The sequence below is a fragment of the Mesorhizobium tianshanense genome, assembly GCF_007830515.1.
Classification (GTDB): Bacteria; Pseudomonadota; Alphaproteobacteria; order Rhizobiales; family Rhizobiaceae; genus Mesorhizobium; species Mesorhizobium tianshanense.
The window spans coordinates 83,861-103,274 of sequence record NZ_VLKT01000006.1 but is presented as its reverse complement, the minus strand read 5'-3'; the positions used below and the strand labels follow the sequence as shown (position 1 = coordinate 103,274).

The following is a 19,414-nucleotide window of genomic DNA, read 5'->3' as shown; positions in this document are numbered from 1 at the left end:
CGCGATGCTTGGTTCCACCATCGCCAGCCGATCAGCTCGCCTTGCTTGCCTTGGTCAAACCCGCCACCATCGCCTCGACATCGGCGCGCGCCGCGTCCAGCGCGTCCTGGCTGCGGCCGCGGACGACCAGTTCCGTCCAGAACTTGCCGTCGCCATATTTCGGGTAGGACCCGATGATCGTGTCCGGATGCGCCTTCTGGATGTCGCCCAGCGGTCCGCCCACCAGTCCTTCGCCGAACGGACAGTGCACCGTGGCCGACAGCATTCTGGTGCCGGCCTTCAGCGTCGGCACCACATTGTCGAGCATGGCCTGGAAAATCGACGGCACGCCGGCCATGACATGGACGTTGCCGATGCGGAAGCCCGGCGCGATGGACACGGGATTGTCGATATGGTCGGCACCGCGCGGCATCCGCGCCATGCGCTTGCGCGCCTCGGTGTATTCGATGCCGCGCGCGGCGTAGCTCGCTTCCAGCATGGCATAGGCCTTGGCGTCGTATTCGCAGGGCACGCCGAAGGCCTTGGCGATCGAATCCGCGGTGATGTCGTCATGCGTTGGGCCGATGCCGCCGGTGGTGAAGACATAAGTGTAGCGGGCACGCACCGCATTCACCGCGGCGACGATCTCGTCTTCCTCGTCTGGAACGATGCGCACCTCCTTCAGGTCGATGCCGATCGCCGTCATGATGTCGGCGAGATGGCCGATATTCTTGTCCTTGGTGCGGCCGGACAGAATCTCGTCGCCGATGACGAGCATGGCGGCGGTGACGATTTCGGGCATGGAAGGCTCCGGCAAAAAGTCGCCTTAGGCAGACAGGGTCGCCTGAGATAGCGCGGCGGCCGGCCGGCGGCAATGCGGTATCGATAGTGCCGCAGCAACAGGGCAATCGCTTCAGGCTTCCGGCGCATCGCCGACCGCGCGTTTGCGGCAGGCGCTATTCCTTGACCGCGCCGGTCATCGAGGACACGTAGTGCTCGACAAAGAATGAATAAAGCACGACCACCGGCAGCGAGCCGATCAGTGCTCCGGCCATCAGCGCTCCCCATTCATAGACGTCGGAGCGGACAAGCTCCGTGAGCACCCCGACGGGGACAGTCTTGTTTTCGGACGACTGGATGAACGTCAGCGCATAGATGAATTCGTTCCATGACAGGGTGAATGCGAATATACCCGCGGAAATCAGGCCGGGTACCGACAGCGGCAGCACGATCTTGGTGAGGATCTGCCACCGGCTCGCCCCGTCGATAAGCGCGCATTCCTCCAGTTCGAACGGGATGGAGCGGAAATAACCCATCAGCAGCCACGTGCAGAAGGGCACCAGGAAGGTCGGGTAGGTGAGGATGAGCGCGAAGGGCGTATCGTAAAGCCCAAGGTTGAACACCATCACCGACAGCGGGATGAACAGGATCGAGGGCGGCACGAGATAGGCGAGGAAGACCGCGAGGCCGACCTGCCGCGCTCCGGAAAACCTGAGCCGCTCGATCGCATAGGCCGCGAAAACCGCGGCCAGCAGCGAAAGGAATGTCGCGGCGGTCGAGATGATGATCGTGTTGAGCAGCCAGCCCGGATAGGACGTGTCGAAGAGGAGATAGCGGATGTGCTCCAGGGTCGGATGCACGACCCAGAACGGGTTGAAATTGGCGTAGTCGGTCATCTCGAGATTGGGCTTAACCGCCGTGATCGTCATCCAGTAGAACGGGAACAACAGCACGATCACGAACACCAGCAACGGCAGATAGACCGTCACCACGCGCCGCGGCAGGCTCTGAAGATAGCCCATGCCGCCTTCGTCGAGTTCCGGACGTTTCGTCTTCTTGGTCGCGGCCTCCTTGATCACAGCCATGTCAGTCTCCGCCGCCTTGCTGCCATTTGCGCCGCTGCAGGCCGAAATAGCTGAACAGGATCGCCGCAAGCAGGAACGGGATCATGGCGACCGCGATTGCTGCGCCCTCGCCAAGCTGGCCTCCGGAAATGCCGCGTTGAAACGACAATGTCGCCATCAAATGGGTGGCATTCACCGGTCCGCCGCGGGTCAGCACATAAATCAGCTGGAAGTCGGTGAAGGTGAACAGCACCGAAAACGTCATGGTGATGGCGATGATCGGCGTCAGCAGCGGCAGCGTCACATAGCGGAACAACTGCCACCGGCTGGCGCCGTCGAGCGTGGCGGCCTCGTAAAGCGACTGCGGAATCGTCTGCAAGCCGGCAAGCAGCGTGATGGCGACGAACGGAATGCCGCGCCAGACATTGGCCGCGATGACCGAAGCGCGCGCGTTCTCCGGATCGCCGAGGAAATTGATGCGATGGTCGATCAGGCCCATTTCCATGAGCGCCCACGACAGGATGGAGAACTGCGAATCGTAGATCCACCAGAAGGCGATGGCCGACAGCACCGTCGGGACCACCCATGGCAGCAGGACAATCGCGCGGAAGAAGGATTTGAAGGGAAGGTTCTGATTGAGGATAAGCGCCAGCCAGAGGCCGAGCGCGAACTTCAGGATCGAGGCGCTTATCGTGTAGAGCAAGGTGTTGAAGACGGAGAGCCAGAAGACGGCGTCGTCCCACAGATACTGATAGTTTTCGGTGCCGATGAAGATACCGGGGCGGCCGATGCGGGCATCCGTGAAGCCGAGCCAGACGCCGAGCCCGAGCGGATAGGTCAGGAAGACCAGCAGCAGTGCCGCCGCCGGCAGCATGAAGCCGAAGCCAAGCGCGTTCCGGCTTTCAGCCCAGGACGACAGGATCCGAGACGGGATCGACGGGCGCGGCTGAACGGCGGCGGTCGGCACGGCCATGGGGTGGTTTCCTCATGAGGTCTGGTGGCATCGAGGCCCGAGCGGCCGCCACGCGGTTGCGAAACAGACCGGGCAGCGCGGTCGCTGCTGCCCGGTCCGCGCGGCGGTCAAACGCGATAGTAGCGATTTGTGCGCTTCTCAGCCTCTTCCATCGCCTCCTGGGGCGTGGCCTGGCCGGTCACGGCCTTGGCGAACATGTCGACCAGCACATAGTCGGCCATGGTCGCCGCCGAGGCATAGCCGAGCGGCCCGGCATAGCCGTTGGGGCGCAGCGTCGCCGAGGCGTTGGCGTAAGCGGCATTGTTCGGGTCCTCCGTCCACATCGGATTGTTGTCGAAGGCTTTGAGTGTCTGGCAGCAGTATCCGGCCGAGGCGGTGATCCACTCCGCCATTTGCTGTTCCTCGAACATGAACTGCAGATAGGCCTTGGCCGCGTTGGGGTAGGGCGTATAGTCGAAGATCACGGCCGTGGTCACCTGGAACAGCTCGACCGGTTTCCCGACAGGGCCGATCGGCAGGTTGGTCGTGCGCGTATCCTTGGCGATTTCGGTCAGTTTCGGATCATTGTCCTTGTTGATCTTGGCCGTGTTGTAGGCGGAAATGCCGTTGGCGATGACGCTCAGTTCGCCGGCCAGGTAGGCGCGGTTGTTGTTGACGTCGAGCCAGCTTTCGGTGCCGGGAATGAAGGTCTTGTAGAGTTCCTGCGCGTATTCGATCGCCTTCAGGGTCTCGGGGCTGTTGATCGTTACCTTTCCGCTCTCGTCGACCATCTGGCCGCCGTGGCTCCACAGCAGCCAGTGCGCGTAGTTGTTGCCGTCGCCGACGCCGTGGCCGTGCGTGAAACCGGCCGGATGCCCCTTCGCCTGCAAGGCCTTGCAAAGCTCGAGGAAGCCTGCCGTGTCCTTCGGAAACTCCGAGAAACCAGCCTCCTTCACCCAGCTTTCCCGGTAGACGATGGCATTGCCGATGGTGGCCAGGGGCAGGCCGAGGAATTTTCCCTCCCGTGTCGCATATTGCTTTGGTCCGTCGTGCCAGTCGCCGTATTTCGAGCCCAGATACTCGCCCAGCTCCGTCACGTCGTGCAGCTTGTCGGGGTACTGGTGAGGGTCGTCGAACCAGACCAGCATCAGGTCTGGACCGGAGCCGACATTGGCGGCAACCGCCGCCTTGGGGCGAATGTCCTCCCAGCTTTCCTTGTCGACGCGGACCTCGACGCCTGTCGCCTCGGTGAACCGCTTGGTGTTGGCCAGCCATTGATCCTCGTCGCCCTGTACGAAGGGCGACCAACGCAGCATCCGCAGCTTTGCACCGTCCTCGGGCTTGTATGTCAACCCCTCCTGGGCAAAGGCGGGTGAGCTGGCGAACCGGCTTCCCAAGACTCCCGCCGCCGCGCCGGCGGTGGTGCGGATCACGTCACGTCTGGTGAATTTCATGCTCGTTTCCTCCTGTTTATTGTCCTTGCCGTGTGGTCCCTACTGCTCGGTACGCGTTTCGAATCGCTGTCCGGTTTCGCCGTGGAAGAGATGGATGAGGCCGGGCTCGGCGGTAAGGTGGATGGTTTCGCCCGGCGTGAAGGAATGGCGTTCCCGGAAATTCGCGACGATCTCTTCGCCGCCTGCTGTCCGGCCGATGAGCTGCACTTCGGACCCTGTCGGCTCGACCACCACGACGGTGACCGGAATGCCCTGCTGGTCGGACAGCCGCAAATGCTCGGGCCGTATCCCCAGCACCACCGGTTCGCCACTGCCGATGGAAAGTGTTGTGGCCAACGGGACTGAAATCCCGCCGGAGCCGCGAAACGACGGCGAGCCGTCGGTAGCGATTTCGCCCCTGAGCATGTTCATGGCCGGCGAGCCGATGAAGCTGGCGACAAAAAGATTGTTCGGCCGGTCGTAGAGTTCCAGCGGCGGCCCGATCTGCTCGACCAGGCCGTCATGCATGACGACGATCTTGTCGGCCATGGTCATCGCCTCGATCTGGTCGTGGGTGACATAGACCGTCGTGGTCTTCAGGCGCTGGTGCAGTTCCTTGATCTCGGCGCGCATCTGCACCCGGAGCTTGGCGTCGAGATTGGACAGCGGCTCGTCGAACAGAAACACCTGCGGGTTGCGCACGATGGCGCGACCCATGGCGACGCGCTGGCGCTGGCCGCCGGAAAGCTGCCGGGGATAGCGCGCCAGCAACGGCACCAGCCCCAGGATTTCGGCCGCGCGCTGAACGCCGGCACTGCTTTCGGCTTTCGAAACACCCTTGAGCATGAGCGAGAACGCCATGTTCTCCGCGACGGTCATGTGCGGGTATAGCGCGTAGTTCTGGAAGACCATGGCGACGTCGCGTTCTTTCGGCGCAACATTGTTGACGACACGCTCGCCAATCGCGATCTGGCCGCGCGAAATCTTCTCCAGGCCGGCGATCATCCTGAGAAGGGTCGATTTTCCGCAGCCCGACGGTCCGACCAGCGTGACGAACTCGCCATCGTCTATATCCACGCTGACGCCATGGAGAATCTCGACGGTTCCGAATGATTTGTAGACATCGCCAATCGCGACAGACGCCATCGATTTCCTCCCGAATGCTTCCTGCGACGTTTCGAAGGAAACCGCTTTTCTAACTGGCCGCGGCAGCTCCCAAGCTCCTCCCTGGTCACGCGCGATGATGAAACGGTAGCGCTACCAAGCCTGCCTGTAAAGCCGCTGCGTGGCAAGCGCCCTTCTTGGTCGCTCATGACCTCTGGCGGCCCCGGCAGGGACTGAAATTCGCCATGCTCGGGATCGACGCAAGAGAATGGCTTGCCAGGTCCGGCTCTTAAAACTGGAAGCGCCAGAATCAGGTGATGCCGGCCTGCAAACGGCGGCTTCTTGCGCTTCCGGTGTTCTCGTACCCAAAAATACGCTCCGCTCCGGTTCTCGGAAACCACCTGTTTGGTCGCTTGCGCGCCCGCCTTCGACTCCGGCTCGGCCTGACCTGAACCTCAACATACCTTAATCGGAAACTTCGGTTTGCGGCCGGTCCCGGCCATCGGCGAGCTCGTCGTGCCACTTGCCGTCGGCGTCCTCGTACTGGATGCCGTCCGTGGTGCCGGCGACCTGCTGTTCGGCCGAAGCGATCTCGGCGGCGCGCAGCGCGTCCTGGTGAGTGGGGAACGTCTCCGAGAATGTCGAGCCGACCTTGTAGGCCCAGCCCCCGTCATGCTCGACGATCTTGTAGGTCAGCTTCGCCATGAAATCCTCCGATGGAAAAAGCTCCGTCCGCTCAATGCGGTTTGTCCTTGGGCAGTTTACCTTCCGGCAGCCTGTCTTTGGGCAGCCTGTCTTCGGGAACCAGCACGTCCGATTCCTTCGCGGCTTCGACCAGTGCCCGGCGCGCATCCGCTGTCGAACGATAACCTTCCAGCACTTTTAAGCAAGTGTCGAGAGCATCGCGATGCCGAGGGCCGCGATTGAGCGGCCAGACGGTCATCAGGCACTCGGCCGCTTCCTGGGTGCTGCGGATTTCACGGTATTTTCCGACATGGCCAAGTTCGACCATGACCGGCTTTTCAAAAGGCTTTTTGTCCATCATCGCCGCCAACGCGGAGCGGCCGATTTGGTTGCAACGCATCGGCGTAGAGAGTTCAAGGGCCGCAGCCATTGAAAACGAGCCGGTCAGCCTGCCGCCTTCATCCAGTGCTGCATCGTTGTCACCGAACGGGCGAGCTGCGGCGCCGGGTGGATCGTCTCGCCGAAAGTGGCCGCGGCGCGCCACGCCCAGCGCGGATCGGCGAGGAAGGCGCGGGCCAGAGCCACCATGTCGGCACGGTCCTCGGCAACGATCGCCTCGGCCTGCTTCGGATCGTCGATCAGGCCGACGGCCCGCGTCGGGATGCCGGCTCCCTTGCGCACGGCTTCCGCCAGATGCACTTGGTAGCCCGGACCCGTCGGCAGCTTCTGCAGCGGCGAATTGCCGCCGCTCGAGCAGCAGAGATAGGCGACGCCCTCTGCCTTCAGCGCCTTGGCCACCTCGATCGCGTCCTCGATATCGAAGCCGCCATCGACCCATTCCTTGACCGACAGGCGCGCCCCGAGCATCAGCTTGGGGACTGCCTTTCTCACCGCCCTGGCGATCTCGACGACAAACCGCATGCGGTTTTCCAGTGAGCCGCCCCAGCGGTCGGTGCGCTGGTTGGAAAGCGGCGACAGGAACTGGAAGATCAGATAGCCGTGTGCGGCGTGCAATTCGATGAAGTCGAAGCCGGCACGCTCTGCCCGCCTTGCCGCATCAGCGAAGCGTTCGATGATGTGCAGGATCTCCTCGTCCTCCAGCGCCCGCGGCACCTGCCAGCCCGTGTCGTAGGCGATTGCCGAGGCAGACACGATCGGCCACGGGTCCTGATCGACCTTCAGCGGCCCGCCGCCTTCCCACGGCTTCTGGTTGGAGGCCTTGCGGCCGGCATGGGCAAGCTGCGTGCCGAATTTGATGCCGGGGGCGGCGACGCGCTTGGCCGCATCCAGCGCGCGCCGGGCGGCCGCCTCGTTGTCGTCGGAGTAAAGGCCGAGGCAGCCATGCGAGATGCGGCCGCGCCGTTCGACGTCGGTCATCTCGACGGTGACCATGCCGGCGCCGGACATCGCCAGGTTCATCCAGTGGTACAGGTGCCAGTCGCTGGCGGAACCGTCATCGGCGGAATACTGGCACATCGGCGCGACCGCGATTCGGTTGGGAAAGGTGAGGCCATCAAGCGTGATCGGCTGGAACAGGGATGTGGTCATGAATAAACTCCGGGGAGGGGCTGTCGGTATTTAGGCAATGGATTGCGCCTGCGCCAGACACGAGGCGGTGAAGCGCTGCCCTGGACCAATTGCTGTCGGGATTGCGCAAAGGCCGGTTCGCGGCTACGCCTCGCGCCGGCAGCACGGAGTTCATCATGGAAGACCGCATTCGCATCCGTTCGGAGGAAGTCCTTTCCGATGACTGGGCAGTCCTGAAAAAGACCGTCCTCGATTATCGCCGGCGCGACGGGCAATGGGAGACGCAGATCCGCCAGACCTACGATCGCGGCGACGGGGCGGTGATCCTGCCTTACGACCCGGAGCGCTCGACGGTTCTGCTCGTGCGGCAGTTCCGTTACCCGGCCTATGTCACCGGCCACCGCGAGCCGTTGATCGAGGCTTGCGCCGGCCTGCTCGATGAACACGATCCGGAAACCTGCATCCGCAAGGAGGCCGAAGAAGAACTCGGCTACCGCTTGAAGGACGTCGAACGGCTGTTTGCGCCCTATATGAGCCCTGGCAGCGTGACTGAGCGGCTCTGGTTCTTCGTCGCGCGCTACTCGCCCGCCGACCGCATCTCGGCTGGCGGCGGCGCACCGGAAGAGGGCGAGGACATCGAGGTCCTGGAAATGCCGCTCGACGAGGCTCTGGCCGGCATCGCCGACGGCCGCATCATCGACGCCAAGACGATCATCCTGATCCAGCACCTGAAGCTGAACCCGATCCGGGCGTGATCGCGGCGACGGATCCTAATTAGACTGTGGTGCGGACGGCGGGGATCGAACCCGCACGATCAGAGATCGAGGGATTTTAAGTCCCTTGCGTCTACCAATTCCGCCACGTCCGCAGGCCAGCCCTTTTCAGACGCCAGACAGAGGCCGTCAAGCCGTCTTCTGCCGTCCTCGGGCTTGATGCCCTCACTTCGCGTCGATGAAGTCGAGCACCGACTGGTTGTATTCGTCCGGCGCCTGCAGCGAAGCGAAATGGCCGACATCGGGCAGGATGACCAGCTTGGCGCCGGGTATCGCCGCGGCCATGTATTCGGTGTGCTCGCGCTTGATCGCTTCGTCATGGTCGCCGGCGACGATCGCCGTCGGGGTGGTGATCGTGCCGAGCTGTTCCTTGGTCCACGCCGGCTGCGTCTCCCACATGTGACTCATCTGCGCCACGAAGGCCTCGTATTCGTCGGGCGTCTTGGAAAGTCGGGCATAGTCCTTGCCGCTGCGCACGATATAGGCGCCGAAAGTCTTGTCGGTCATGACGCCGGGATCGACGCCGTCGGTGGTCACGTTGGCGGCCTGCGCATAGAGCCTCGTCAGCCGCTCGGGATGGTGGAGCGCGATATCGATGCCGATGATGCCGCCGTCGCTCCAGCCGACAAGCGCCGTCTTGTCGATCTTGAGGTAGTCGAGCAACGCCAGATAGTCCGATGCCATCAAACCGTAGCCGAAGGGCTGATCGGTGCGGGTGGAGCGACCGTGGCCGCGGCTGTCGGCGACGATCACCTTGTGGGTTTTGGACAGCGTCGCGACCTGGCTTGCCCAGATGTCGGCATGGCCAAGGCCGCCATGGATGAGCAGCACCGGATCGCCAGCGCCGAAGACGGCATAGTACATCTGGATGCCGTTGACCGGTGCGTAGCCGCTCTGGTCAGGTTTTGGCATGGCCGTCGGCTCAGGCAGGGTCTGCCAGCGCTCTTCAGCGGAGGCGAAGCCGGCCATGACCACAAACAGGGTGACGAAACCGAGCGCTCGCCAGAAACGGGTTACGTGTTCCCCCCAGGGATTTCGGATTGTCGATCAACATCTTTTTGAGATGGGAAGTCAACGATTGCCGCGGAGCCCTGTGAGGGACGGCGCCCCAGCCTGGGACAAAAAAACCGCCTTGGCGGCGGGTCGTTGGCGCAAATCAGCACCATGAATAAATTCCTAGCATAACTGCCGGCACAAAGCAAGAACAAACTTGCCTCGCGATGACCAATTCTCGACGTCGGCGCCGCCCCTCATCCGGCTGCCGCCCCTTTTCCCCGTATAGTGACGGGGAGAAGGGGCTGGCCGCAACCTCGACAGGCTTTCTGCAACGCTGGAGATTGGCGAAATCCTTTGCGAAGGCGTCTTTCTCCCCGTCACTATACGGGGAGAAATGCCCGGCAGGGCAATGAGGGGCGGCGCAAACCTAAAGCGATTGCCCTGAGTTCGCAACGAGACGCGAAGGTCGTAGCGTTCAGGCGATCCGCTGATCTTGCTGGTCAAAACGCCATCGGCTTGGCACAGTCGGGGAAATCAGGAGTTCTCTCAATGCCGAAGACCGCCAACACGACGAAACCCAAACCATGGGCCGAAATGGCGACGCATCTGGTCGACGTCGCGATGGGCAGGAAGCCCGCCGACCTCGTCATCCGCAACGGGCGCTGGGTGAACGTTCATTCCGGCGAGATCATCGCCGGCACCGACATTGCCATTGTCGGCGGCCGCTTTGCCTATTGCGGACCGAATGCCGGTCACGCCATCGGGCAGGGCACCAAGGTGGTCGACGCCGGCGGGCGCTATCTGGTGCCTGGCCTTTGCGACGCGCACATGCATGTCGAGAGCGGCATGGTGACGGTGACGGAGTTCTGTCGCGCGGTCATCCCGCATGGCACCACCTCGATGTTCATCGACCCGCACGAGATCGCCAACGTGCTTGGCCTGCCGGGCGTGCGGCTGATGCATGACGAGGCCGTCGCCATGCCTGTCAACGTGCATGTGCAGATGCCGTCCTGCGTGCCCTCAGCACCCGGGCTGGAGCATGCCGGCGCCGAGCTGACGGTCGCCGATGTCACTGAAGCGATGACCTGGGAAAACATTATCGGGCTTGGCGAGGTGATGAATTTTCCCGGCGTCGCCGCCAACGATCCGGTGATGGCGGGCGAGATCGCCGCGACGGTGAGGGCGGGCAAGACCGTCGGCGGCCATTACGCCTCGCGCGATCTCGGTCTGCCGTTCCACGGCTATGTCGCCGGCGGCCCCGAGGACGACCACGAAGGCACCCGCGCCGAGGACGCCATCGCCCGCGTCCGCCAGGGCATGAAGGCGATGCTCAGGCTGGGTTCGGCCTGGTACGACGTGGCCTCGCAGGTCAAGGCGGTGACGGAGGGCGGGCTCGACCCGCGCAATTTCATCCTGTGTACCGACGACAGCCATTCCGGCACGCTTGTCCATGAAGGCCATATGGACCGGGTGGTCCGGCACGCCATCAGCCAGGGGCTGAGGCCGGTGACCGCGATCCAGATGGCGACGCTCAACACCGCCCAGCATTTCGGGCTGCAGCGCGAGCTGGGTTCGATTGCGCCGGGGCGGCTCGCCGATGTGCTGATCGTCTCCGATCTGGCCGCGATGACCATCGACGAGGTCTATGGCCGTGGCGTCAGGCTGGCCAAGGGCGGCAAGCTCGAAATCGACATTCCAGCCTACGATTATCCGAGGACGGCGAAGAACACCGTCAAGCTCGGCAGGAAGCTCAAGTCAGGGGATTTCGACATCGTGGCGCCCAAGGGCGCCAACGAGGTGCGGGTGCGCGTCATCGGCGTGATCGAGAACCAGGCGCCGACCCGCGCGCTCGAGGCCGATCTTCCGGTCGAGGATGGGCTGGTCGCCATGGACCGCCGCAACGACGTCTGCCAGATCGCGCTGGTCGAGCGCCACCGGGGCACGGGCGGCGTCACCAACGCCTTCGTCTCCGGCTTCGGCTATATGGCCGATTGCGCCATGGCCTCAAGCGTGGCGCATGATGCGCACCACATCATCGTCGTCGGCACCAGCAAGCAGGACATGGCATTGGCCGTCAACCGGCTGGGCGAGGTCGGCGGCGGCGTCGTGCTGTTTTCAAAGGGCAAGGAACTGGCGCTGGTTGAAATGCCGATCGCCGGGCTGATGTCGGACGAGCGCGCCGAAATCGTCGCGGCCAAGGCCGACAAGCTTACCGAGGCGATGCGCAAGATGGGCTGCTCGCTGAACAACGCCTACATGCAGCACTCGCTGCTGGCGCTGGTCGTCATCCCGGAACTGAGGATTTCCGATGTCGGCCTGATCGACGTGACGACGTTTCAGAAGGTCGATTTGTTCGTCTGACATCGGCCAAGGCGCGAGCCCACGCCGCTTATCCGCCGGTGGCGATGGTCAGCACCCTGAACGGCGTGGTGATGACGATCTCGGCGACGGAGCCGACGGCCTTGCCGATGCCTTGGCCGAGATTGTCGATCGGCTGCGCCGGATTGGCTTCTTCCGATGCCAGGCCGGCCGGGGCGCGCAGCCGGTCGCCGAGCAACTGCACCAGGAACGGGTTATCGGCGAATTTGGCGTGGTTCAGCCGGTCGCCGCCTTTGGTCTTGGTCAGGTCGACCACCGACACGCCATAGCTGGCGAGGTCGGCCGCATCGCCGTAGTCGCCGACGCGCGGCTTGTCGCCGGAGATCAGGGAGGAGAGTCTGAGGGCGCGATCGTCGCCCGAAAGCAGGATGGCGAAAGGCTTGTCGGGCTTGCCGTAGCGGATCATCTGCTTCTTGAACACGTCGACATCGATGTCGGGCGAGGCAAGGATGACGTAACCAAGCTTGTCGTCGAGATCGCGGTCGCCGGTGATGGCAAGCTGGCGCAGCGCCTCCATCGTCACCCAGGTCCCCATCGAATGGGCTATGATGTCGATGCTCTTGACCCGCGTCTTGGCCAGCATGCGCAGCGTCGCTTCGAGATCGTCGCGCGCGGCGTTGGCGCTTTCCTTGTCGTAGATATAGCCTGTGGTCTTACCGCTCGATGCCCATGAGAACAGCACCGGCGTGCCGGGATATTTCGTGTCGTGCGCGATCTGCGTCAGCCGGTAGACGCCGTCGTCGAAACCGTTGTTGAAGCCGTGCACGAAAACCAGCGCGCGTTCACCGCGCATGGCGATGTCGGAGCCGACCGCCTTGGCGAATTGCGGAGCGCCTTCATAGAAGGCGACGTTCGTTGCGGTGAAGTCCTTCGCCGGGTTGCTGTTGGCGGAGCCCTTGACCCGCTCGATGGCACCGACCTGATGGACTTTTGGAACCGTCACGTCGACGCGGGCGAAGCTGGTGGTCAGCGAGCGATTGCCGTCGAACACCTGCCGCGGATCGGTTGTGGCTTTCTTCCGGGTGGTGGCGACGAAGATCTCATGCGTGGCAGCGATGTCGGAGGCAGGCACCGTGACAGCCGTCGTGTTGAGAAGGTCGTGTGTCTTCCGACCGGCGCAGCCGGTGACAGCGAGCGCGAGCGCAACGACGAGGAATATCTTCGAACGCACGGTCACGCAGGCTCCCGAAGGGACGTCAACCGTATGACGTCCTTGGCTGTTTCGATAGAGGCAGAGGCCGGCCTGGTCCAGTTCAAAGTGATCCGATGCTGCTGCAATCGTGAACAGGCACGACGAACACCTTACTGCCCGAGCAGGCTGATGCGGTCGGTCACCTCGCGGTCGCTGGCAAATCCGTCATCCTCGCGCAGCCGCTGGCCGATCATCTTCACCAGCTCGGGGTTGTCGGCGAATTTGGTGTGATTGAAGCGATCCGATCCCTTGACGCTGGAGAGATCGACGACGCTCACGCCGTAATCGGCGAGGTCGGCCGCGTCCTTGTAGTCGCCGACGCGCGGCCGCGAGCCGGCGATCAGGCCGGAGAGCCGCAGCGCCCGGTCGTCGTCGGACAGCAGCAGGATGAAGGGCTTGTTCGGCTTGCCGTAGCGGCGCATCTGGCTCTTGAACACGTCGACATCGATATCGGGTGAGGCCAGCACCACGTCGCCGAGCTTGCCGCTGAGATCGCGGTCGCCGTTGATGGCGAGCTGGCGCAGCGCTTCCATGGTGACCCAGGTTCCCAGCGAATGGGCGACGATGTCGATGCGCCGCGCGCCGGTCTGCGCAAGCATCCTCAGCGTCACTTCCAGCTGGTCGCGGGCAGCACTGGCGCTTTCCCTGTCGTAGACATAGTCCCTGGTCTTGGCGCCCGACGCCCAGGAAAACAGCACCGGCGTGCCCGGGTAGCCGGAATCATGGGCGATCTGGGTGACGCGGTAGACGGCGGCGTCGAAGCCGGTGTTGTAGCCATGGACGAAGACCATGACGCGGCCGCCGCGCGCGGCGATGTCGGCGCTGAGCGCGCTGGAGAATTGCGGCGCGGTGTCGTAGCCGACGACATCGGAGGCCATGAAGTATTTGGCCGGGTCGTTCGACTTGCCGCGCGAGCGCCGCTCGATTCGGCCGGTTTCGTGGATTCCCGGCACGGTGACGTTGGCGCGGGCATAGTTCAGCGTGGCCGAGCGCTCGCGGTCGAAAACCTTGCTGGGGTCGTCGGAGCGCTTGCGCGTCGTGGCGATGAAGATCGAGTGGTTGCCGGCGATTTCCGTCACCGGCGCGGACACCATGGCGCTGCCGAGCAGTTCCTCGGTTGGCCGGCCGCCGCAGCCGGCAACGAGCAAGGCAAGGACAAGGATGCAAATCTTCTTCAACTCTGACATTCCACTCCGGCCGAAAGGCCTATCCAACCTCCGCGACCCCTCCCGGACAGCCGAAGTGCGGCAGAAGTAAGTCGTGTCCAGTTGAAAAGCGTTCAGCGCCTCGCGACAGCCATCGCACTGTTGCGCGAAAGCCAGAACGGCGGAAGGAAGGCCGGGATGTTGGAGAAGGTCTTGAGACGGATGCCGAGCACGTCTGGATACGCAATAGGCGGGGATCAAACGCACGCGGCGTGTGCTAAGTTTGTGACCATCGCGTCGTGGCAAACCAAATGCACGCTGCGTTGCCCACACAACGACATGCGATCCGGGGTGATCTTGCCATGACCAGTTTTTCCTCCCGCGTCGCTGCCGCCGCCGCCGCGATCCGCCGGATTTTTCCGGAGACGCCGCTGCAGGAAAACGACTATCTGTCGAAGAAGACCGGCGCGCGCGTGCTGCTGAAGCGCGAGGATCTGTCGCCGGTGCGCTCCTACAAGATCAGGGGCGCCTTCAACTTCTTCCGCAAGGCGCTCGAAGCCGGCAACGATGCCGAACTGTTCGTCTGCGCTTCCGCCGGCAACCATGCGCAGGGCTTTGCCTTCGTCTGCCGTCATTTCGGAAAAAAGGGCGTGGTGTTCATGCCGGTGACGACGCCGCAGCAGAAGATCGACAAGACGCGGCTGTTCGGCGGCGAATTCGTCGAGATCAGGCTGGTCGGCGACTTTTTCGACGACTGCTACCGCGCCGCCTTCGAATTCACCGAAAGTGCTGGCGCGCATATGGTGCCGCCCTTCGACCACAGGGACATCATCGAGGGGCAGGCGACCGTCGCCTACGAGATATCAGACCAGATGCCTGGCGCGCGCATGCCCGACATCGTCATGCTGCCGGTTGGCGGTGGCGGCCTGGCCGCGGGAGTGACGCATTATTTCGCCGACCAGCGCCGCGACACGCGCTTCGTCTTCTGTGAGCCGGCCGGTGCGCCAAGCCTGAGCGAGAGCCTCGCTACCGGAAAGCGGATCAAGCTCGCCAGGGTCGACAATTTCGTCGATGGCGCGGCGGTGGCCGAGATCGGCCGCGAACCGTTGCGGCATCTCAAGGCGTTTGCCGCTGATGCGGTGCGGCTGATCCCGGAAAACCGGCTCTGCGCGACCATGATCGAGATGCTGAATGTCGAAGGCGTGGTGCTCGAGCCGGCCGGCGCACTGGCGATCGACGCGCTGAAGGATTTTTCGAAGAAGGAGATCAGGGGCAAGACCATCGTGGCGGTGGTTTCGGGCGGCAATTTCGATTTCGAGCGGCTGCCGGACGTGAAGGAAAGGGCGCTGCGCTTCGAGGGGCTGAAAAAATACTTCATCATTCGCTTTCCGCAGCGGCCGGGCGCGCTGCGCGACTTCCTCGAAATGCTGGGGCCCGACGACGACATCGCCCGCTTCGAATATCTGAAGAAATCGGCGCGCAATTTCGGTTCGGTGCTGATCGGCATCGAAACCAAGGACCGCCGCAATTTCGAGCTGCTCAACGCCAATTTCGAGGCCGAGGGCGTGCAGTATCAGGATATCACCGACAATGAGACCCTGGCCGGGTTCATCATATGAGCGCCCAAATATGAGTGCCCAAGCGAAAACCTTCGTTGCGCTGTTTTCCGGCATCAATGTCGGCGGCAACCGCATCGTCAAGATGGCGGAGCTGAGAGCATTCTTCGAGCAGCTCGGCTTTGCCGACGTCGCCACCTATGTGCAGAGCGGCAACGTCGTGTTCCGGTCGGCAAAGGGCGCTGCGGTCACGCTGACCAGACGGCTGGAAGCGGCCTTCGAGGAGAAATGGGGATTTCACTCGCGCATCATGGTGCGCGATCTCGGCTGGTTCGAGCGTCTGGTGGCTCAAAATCCCTATCCAGAGGTCGCCGAGGAGCAGACCAAGCTCCACGCTTTTGCGCTGGAGCGCGAGCCGAGCGCCGACGAGATCGCACGGCTGTCCGAAAAATGCACCGGTCCCGAACGCTTCGAGATCAAAGGCGACGTGCTTTACCTGCACGCACCGGAAGGCCTCGGCAAATCGGTGTTTGCCAACCTCATCCCACGCACGCTGAAAGTGCCCGGCACCGCCCGCAACTGGCGCACGGTGCTGGCGCTGCTGGAGATGGCTGGTCAGGCTGACCAAACCGGCAACTGACTGCCGCTTCGCTTACGCCGGAGCTTTTTGCCAATCGAACGTCAGTTCTTCGCGGAAAGCGAAGCGTTTGATGTGGTCGGCGACGACCGTTTCCAGGCGCTCCAGCGAGCCGGCTTCGTCGGCCGTCACCGCGATGTGGAGCGCTGCCGCGTCGCCGTCCAGAACCGTGCGACCCAGTGAGAGATCGATTGTCCCGTGGTTTGGATCGAATTCGACGGGAAACTTGTGCGCCCAATGCTTGCAAAGCTGCTGCAGATAGCGGCTGGCATGTTCGGTGGCGACATCGGCATGGCTGGTCGGCATGAATGAGTTCTCCTGGTGCATGACCCTGAAAAATCGGAGTCATGCGCAAACAACCTTGCGAGGCTGGCGCCATAGCTGGACAGATGTGTCATCTTACGGAACGCCACATCCACTCAAAATGACGTGACCGGCTACCAGCTTCCGGTATTCGCCATCGAGGCCCAGGGCTCGGCCTTGGCCTTGGCCGGGCCCTTCTGCAAAAGCTCGATCGAGATGCCGTCCGGCGACTTGACGAAGGCCATGTTGCCGTCGCGCGGCGGCCGGTTGATGGTGACGCCCTTGTCCATCAGCTGCTGGCAGGTGGCGTAGATGTCGTCGACCTCATAGGCGAGGTGGCCGAAATTGCGGCCGCCCTTATAGTCTTCCGGGTCCCAATTGTAGGTGAGCTCGATCAGCGGCGCCTTGTCGGCGATGCCGCTTTGCTCGTCTTCGGAAGCGGCGAGGAAGATCAGCGTATAGCGCCCCTGTTCGTTTTCGTGGCGGCGCACTTCCTTGAGGCCAAGCTTGTTGCAGTAGAAATCGAGCGATGCATCGATGTCGGCGACGCGGACCATGGTGTGGAGGTAGCGCATGTGATTTTCCTCGAAATGTTGCGTTGCGGCGGAACATAGGGGCCACCCGGCCAAAGGGCAATTGCCGATAACCGGTCGTGCCGGCAAACAACAAATCCGGTATTCCCGCAATGAACCGTGAAAAAAGGCACGTCAGGTCTTGCACACACCGGAATCCGCAGTGTTAATCTGACGTCAAGAATCAGTTGCGGTGTTCTTGGAAAAAGGGGGGGCGTTCTTATGGGGGAAAAAGCCTCTTTCATGGGGCGGGACGGAACCGATAACGCCTTGAATCGAGACGAGGGCGGCGATGCGGCCGATCTTGTCGAGATTGCGGGCGCCATCAAATGGTTCGACGTGGCCAAGGGCTACGGTTTCATTCTTCCCGATGACGGCTCCTCCGGCGATATTCTCCTCCATGTGACGTGTCTTCGAAGGGACGGTTTCCAGACCGCTCTGGAAGGTGCCCGCGTCGTCTGCCTCGTCAAGCAGGGCGAGCGTGGATTGCAGGCGTTCCGGGTACTCTCCATGGATGTCACCACGGCGGTCCATCCAGCGGAGATGCAGGAGCAGCGCACCCATGTCTCGGTGACGCCGGAAAGCGGCCTCGAACGGGCGCTGGTGAAATGGTTCAACCGCACCAAGGGGTTCGGTTTCCTGACCCGGGGCGAGGGCACCGAGGACATTTTCGTCCATATGGAGACGCTGCGCCGCTACGGCATCACCGAGCTCAGGCCGGGGCAGGTCGTGCTGGTCCGCTTCGGGCGCGGCGACAAAGGCCTTATGGCTGCCGAAATCCACCCGGATATGGGTACCTTGCCGGTCTCGCATTAGGACCCAATCCCGATCGAATCGGAACGGGAGCTGGTGCTTTGCTTGACCATGATCTTTTCCGAACCGTATGTTCGGGATCATGGTCCAGGACGATTTCCGGCCGAGGATTTTGAATGACTCACAGGAACTGGCTGACCACGGGCGTAGTCTGCGCCGCGATCGCTTTTGTCGTTGCCACAGGCGCTTTCTTCCATTCGCAGCAACTGGCTTCGGCAGACAGCCGGGCGATGATCCTTGCCGTCGACCCGCAACCGCTGGTCGCGGTGACGAAATCCGGTGAGCGCTCGTTTTCAATCGAAATCGCCGACACCTCCGCCGAGCGCGCGGCCGGCCTGATGTTTCGCGAGGAGATGGCCGACGATCATGGCATGCTGTTCGTGTTCGAGGAGGTTCGGGATGTGGGCTTCTGGATGAAGAACACGCCGATGCCGCTCGACCTGATCTTCGTCGGCCAGGACGGCAAGATCCGGGCGATCAAGCAAGGCGAGCCGCAGTCCGAGGCGATGATCTCGCCCGGCGAGCCGGTTCGCTTCGTGCTCGAGCTCAAGGCGGGCACCGCAGCCAGGGGCGGCATCGAGGACGGCGACCTGCTGCGTCACCCGGCGATCAGCACGGCGCCCAACGCCGACGCCGACTGACCAGGACCAGCCGCGGTGCAGTCTTTCTCCCATGACGGCTTTGACCTTGCCTTCCTCGATCGCCAGCCGGCATCGGGGCAGGGCGATCCGGTGCTCATGATCCACGGCTTTGCCTCGACCCATTACGTCAACTGGGTGTCGCCCGGCTGGTTCAAGACGCTGAACGATGCCGGCTACCGCGCCATCGCCTTCGACAATCGCGGCCATGGCGCGTCGTCGAAGAGCTATCAAGAGGTCGATTATACGCCCGCGAAAATGGCTTCCGACGGGGCGGCGCTGCTGAACCATCTCGGCATCGAACGCGCCCATGTCATGGGCTATTCGATGGGCGCGCGGATATCGGCGTTTCTGGCGCTTTCCGACCCGGACAAGGTGGCGACGCTGGTCTTCGGCGGTCTCGGCATCGGCATGGTCGACGGCGTCGGCGACTGGGATCCGATTGCCGCCGCCCTTCTGGCCGACGATCCTGATACCAACAGCCATCCGCGCGGCCGCTCGTTTCGCGCCTTCGCCGACCAGACCCGCAGCGACCGCCGCGCGCTGGCTGCCTGCATCGCCACCTCGCGGGAATTGCTGGCCGAGGCCGACATTGCGCGCATCGCCCAGCCGACCTTGATTGCCGTCGGCACCAAGGACGATATCGGCGGTTCGCCCGAGGAACTCGCCGCCTTGATGCCGAATGCAACGGCCTTTCACATCGAAGGCCGCGACCATATGCTGGCCGTCGGCGACAAGACCTTCAAGCAGCGGGTGCTGGAGTTCTATGCCGAAAACCCGCTGTGAGCACATCTGTGCTTGAGGTGGCTCAATACCTGAAGAATGCAGGGGCTCAGGATAAAAGCCGATCTGTAGCGATCCTTCGCCCCCCCTCTATCCTCCGGCCT

General features: G+C 63.0%; 20 protein-coding genes and 1 tRNA gene. 7 read left to right on the top strand and 14 right to left on the bottom strand.

Annotated features, from left to right (window positions below; genetic code table 11):
- Positions 1-31 precede the first annotated feature (31 nt).
- From IQ26_RS06465 to IQ26_RS06430, 8 genes are all read right to left on the bottom strand, one after another.
- Entirely contained in the window at positions 32-781 is a 750-nt protein-coding gene (locus IQ26_RS06465) for a competence/damage-inducible protein A (protein ID WP_145715020.1), read from the bottom strand.
- A 154-nt stretch (positions 782-935) separates the two neighbouring features.
- Positions 936-1,844: a carbohydrate ABC transporter permease gene (locus IQ26_RS06460; protein ID WP_145715017.1), complete on the bottom strand. Its 909-nt coding sequence runs from the start codon at positions 1,842-1,844 to the stop codon at positions 936-938.
- A gap of 1 nt (position 1,845) precedes the next feature.
- Positions 1,846-2,697: a carbohydrate ABC transporter permease gene (locus tag IQ26_RS06455; protein ID WP_407660323.1), complete on the bottom strand. Its 852-nt coding sequence runs from the start codon at positions 2,695-2,697 to the stop codon at positions 1,846-1,848.
- A gap of 206 nt (positions 2,698-2,903) precedes the next feature.
- On the bottom strand, positions 2,904-4,229 hold the full coding sequence (locus tag IQ26_RS06450) for an ABC transporter substrate-binding protein (protein ID WP_145715013.1): 1,326 nt from the start codon (positions 4,227-4,229) through the stop codon (positions 2,904-2,906).
- 39 nt (positions 4,230-4,268) lie between these two features.
- Complete coding sequence (locus IQ26_RS06445; RefSeq protein ID WP_145715011.1) at positions 4,269-5,354, bottom strand: ABC transporter ATP-binding protein; 1,086 nt, start codon at positions 5,352-5,354, stop codon at positions 4,269-4,271.
- A 423-nt stretch (positions 5,355-5,777) separates the two neighbouring features.
- Complete coding sequence (locus tag IQ26_RS06440) at positions 5,778-6,017, bottom strand: DUF2188 domain-containing protein (RefSeq protein WP_113193910.1); 240 nt, start codon at positions 6,015-6,017, stop codon at positions 5,778-5,780.
- A 31-nt stretch (positions 6,018-6,048) separates the two neighbouring features.
- On the bottom strand, positions 6,049-6,540 hold the full coding sequence (locus tag IQ26_RS41420; protein ID WP_240547022.1) for a DUF982 domain-containing protein: 492 nt from the start codon (positions 6,538-6,540) through the stop codon (positions 6,049-6,051).
- Positions 6,441-7,544, bottom strand: coding sequence for an NADH:flavin oxidoreductase/NADH oxidase (locus IQ26_RS06430; RefSeq protein ID WP_145715010.1), 1,104 nt, complete (start codon positions 7,542-7,544; stop codon positions 6,441-6,443). Before IQ26_RS06430 ends, IQ26_RS41420 begins: the two co-directional genes overlap by 100 nt.
- 155 nt (positions 7,545-7,699) lie before the next feature.
- Between IQ26_RS06430 and IQ26_RS06425 the strand changes: the two genes are divergently transcribed.
- Positions 7,700-8,278, top strand: coding sequence for an NUDIX domain-containing protein (locus IQ26_RS06425; protein ID WP_145715008.1), 579 nt, complete (start codon positions 7,700-7,702; stop codon positions 8,276-8,278).
- A gap of 27 nt (positions 8,279-8,305) precedes the next feature.
- Here the strand turns inward: IQ26_RS06425 and IQ26_RS06420 are convergent.
- Positions 8,306-8,391: transfer RNA gene (locus tag IQ26_RS06420), tRNA-Leu, on the bottom strand.
- 70 nt (positions 8,392-8,461) lie between these two features.
- Positions 8,462-9,265: an alpha/beta fold hydrolase gene (locus tag IQ26_RS06415; RefSeq protein WP_145715006.1), complete on the bottom strand. Its 804-nt coding sequence runs from the start codon at positions 9,263-9,265 to the stop codon at positions 8,462-8,464.
- 576 nt (positions 9,266-9,841) lie between these two features.
- On the opposite strand from IQ26_RS06415, the gene ade reads away from it, so the two are divergent.
- Positions 9,842-11,653 carry an adenine deaminase gene (ade, locus tag IQ26_RS06410; protein WP_145715004.1) on the top strand — a complete coding sequence of 604 codons (1,812 nt, stop codon included), beginning with the start codon at positions 9,842-9,844 and terminating at the stop codon, positions 11,651-11,653.
- Positions 11,654-11,681: 28 nt separating this feature from the next.
- Here the strand turns inward: ade and IQ26_RS06405 are convergent, their stop codons facing one another.
- Positions 11,682-12,848 carry an alpha/beta hydrolase gene (locus IQ26_RS06405; RefSeq protein ID WP_145715002.1) on the bottom strand — a complete coding sequence of 389 codons (1,167 nt, stop codon included), beginning with the start codon at positions 12,846-12,848 and terminating at the stop codon, positions 11,682-11,684.
- Positions 12,849-12,973: 125 nt separating this feature from the next.
- A complete protein-coding gene (locus IQ26_RS06400; protein WP_145715000.1) occupies positions 12,974-14,050 on the bottom strand; it encodes an alpha/beta hydrolase in 1,077 nt (358 codons plus the stop codon).
- A gap of 320 nt (positions 14,051-14,370) precedes the next feature.
- Here IQ26_RS06400 and ilvA point away from each other — a divergent pair, with 320 nt between their 5' ends.
- Together ilvA and IQ26_RS06390 are read left to right on the top strand one after the other, a co-directional pair.
- Positions 14,371-15,627 (top strand): threonine ammonia-lyase IlvA, encoded by a 1,257-nt coding sequence (gene ilvA, locus IQ26_RS06395; RefSeq protein ID WP_145714998.1) that lies wholly within the window; start codon positions 14,371-14,373, stop codon positions 15,625-15,627.
- Positions 15,628-15,637: 10 nt separating this feature from the next.
- Positions 15,638-16,204, top strand: coding sequence for a DUF1697 domain-containing protein (locus IQ26_RS06390; protein ID WP_145714996.1), 567 nt, complete (start codon positions 15,638-15,640; stop codon positions 16,202-16,204).
- A gap of 12 nt (positions 16,205-16,216) precedes the next feature.
- Here the strand turns inward: IQ26_RS06390 and IQ26_RS06385 are convergent, their stop codons facing one another.
- Together IQ26_RS06385 and gloA are read right to left on the bottom strand one after the other, a co-directional pair.
- Positions 16,217-16,507 (bottom strand): DUF2218 domain-containing protein, encoded by a 291-nt coding sequence (locus IQ26_RS06385; RefSeq protein ID WP_145714994.1) that lies wholly within the window; start codon positions 16,505-16,507, stop codon positions 16,217-16,219.
- A gap of 131 nt (positions 16,508-16,638) precedes the next feature.
- Entirely contained in the window at positions 16,639-17,079 is a 441-nt protein-coding gene (gene gloA, locus IQ26_RS06380; protein ID WP_145714992.1) for a lactoylglutathione lyase, read from the bottom strand.
- Between the two features lie 219 nt (positions 17,080-17,298).
- Between gloA and IQ26_RS06375 the strand changes: the two genes are divergently transcribed.
- The 3 genes from IQ26_RS06375 (at position 17,299) to IQ26_RS06365 (ending at position 19,313) form a co-directional block, all read left to right on the top strand.
- Entirely contained in the window at positions 17,299-17,892 is a 594-nt protein-coding gene (locus IQ26_RS06375; protein WP_145714990.1) for a cold-shock protein, read from the top strand.
- A gap of 113 nt (positions 17,893-18,005) precedes the next feature.
- Entirely contained in the window at positions 18,006-18,530 is a 525-nt protein-coding gene (locus IQ26_RS06370) for a DUF192 domain-containing protein (RefSeq protein WP_145714988.1), read from the top strand.
- Between the two features lie 15 nt (positions 18,531-18,545).
- Positions 18,546-19,313: an alpha/beta fold hydrolase gene (locus tag IQ26_RS06365; protein WP_145714986.1), complete on the top strand. Its 768-nt coding sequence runs from the start codon at positions 18,546-18,548 to the stop codon at positions 19,311-19,313.
- Positions 19,314-19,414: the final 101 nt, after the last annotated feature.

Bases quoted from the DNA above. Each gene is read 5' to 3' on its own strand.
- IQ26_RS06465 (WP_145715020.1), bottom strand. From the start codon at position 781: ATGCCCGAAATCGTCACCGCCGCCATGCTCGTCATCGGCGACGAGATT.
- IQ26_RS06460 (WP_145715017.1), bottom strand. From the start codon at position 1,844: ATGGCTGTGATCAAGGAGGCCGCGACCAAGAAGACGAAACGTCCGGAA.
- IQ26_RS06455 (WP_407660323.1), bottom strand. From the start codon at position 2,697: ATGCTGCCGGCGGCGGCACTGCTGCTGGTCTTCCTGACCTATCCGCTC.
- IQ26_RS06450 (WP_145715013.1), bottom strand. From the start codon at position 4,229: ATGAAATTCACCAGACGTGACGTGATCCGCACCACCGCCGGCGCGGCG.
- IQ26_RS06445 (WP_145715011.1), bottom strand. From the start codon at position 5,354: ATGGCGTCTGTCGCGATTGGCGATGTCTACAAATCATTCGGAACCGTC.
- IQ26_RS06440 (WP_113193910.1), bottom strand. From the start codon at position 6,017: ATGGCGAAGCTGACCTACAAGATCGTCGAGCATGACGGGGGCTGGGCC.
- IQ26_RS06430 (WP_145715010.1), bottom strand. From the start codon at position 7,544: ATGACCACATCCCTGTTCCAGCCGATCACGCTTGATGGCCTCACCTTT.
- IQ26_RS06425 (WP_145715008.1), top strand. From the start codon at position 7,700: ATGGAAGACCGCATTCGCATCCGTTCGGAGGAAGTCCTTTCCGATGAC.
- IQ26_RS06415 (WP_145715006.1), bottom strand. From the start codon at position 9,265: ATGGCCGGCTTCGCCTCCGCTGAAGAGCGCTGGCAGACCCTGCCTGAG.
- ade (WP_145715004.1), top strand. From the start codon at position 9,842: ATGCCGAAGACCGCCAACACGACGAAACCCAAACCATGGGCCGAAATG.
- IQ26_RS06400 (WP_145715000.1), bottom strand. From the start codon at position 14,050: ATGTCAGAGTTGAAGAAGATTTGCATCCTTGTCCTTGCCTTGCTCGTT.
- ilvA (WP_145714998.1), top strand. From the start codon at position 14,371: ATGACCAGTTTTTCCTCCCGCGTCGCTGCCGCCGCCGCCGCGATCCGC.
- IQ26_RS06390 (WP_145714996.1), top strand. From the start codon at position 15,638: ATGAGTGCCCAAGCGAAAACCTTCGTTGCGCTGTTTTCCGGCATCAAT.
- IQ26_RS06385 (WP_145714994.1), bottom strand. From the start codon at position 16,507: ATGCCGACCAGCCATGCCGATGTCGCCACCGAACATGCCAGCCGCTAT.
- gloA (WP_145714992.1), bottom strand. From the start codon at position 17,079: ATGCGCTACCTCCACACCATGGTCCGCGTCGCCGACATCGATGCATCG.
- IQ26_RS06375 (WP_145714990.1), top strand. From the start codon at position 17,299: ATGGGGGAAAAAGCCTCTTTCATGGGGCGGGACGGAACCGATAACGCC.
- IQ26_RS06370 (WP_145714988.1), top strand. From the start codon at position 18,006: ATGACTCACAGGAACTGGCTGACCACGGGCGTAGTCTGCGCCGCGATC.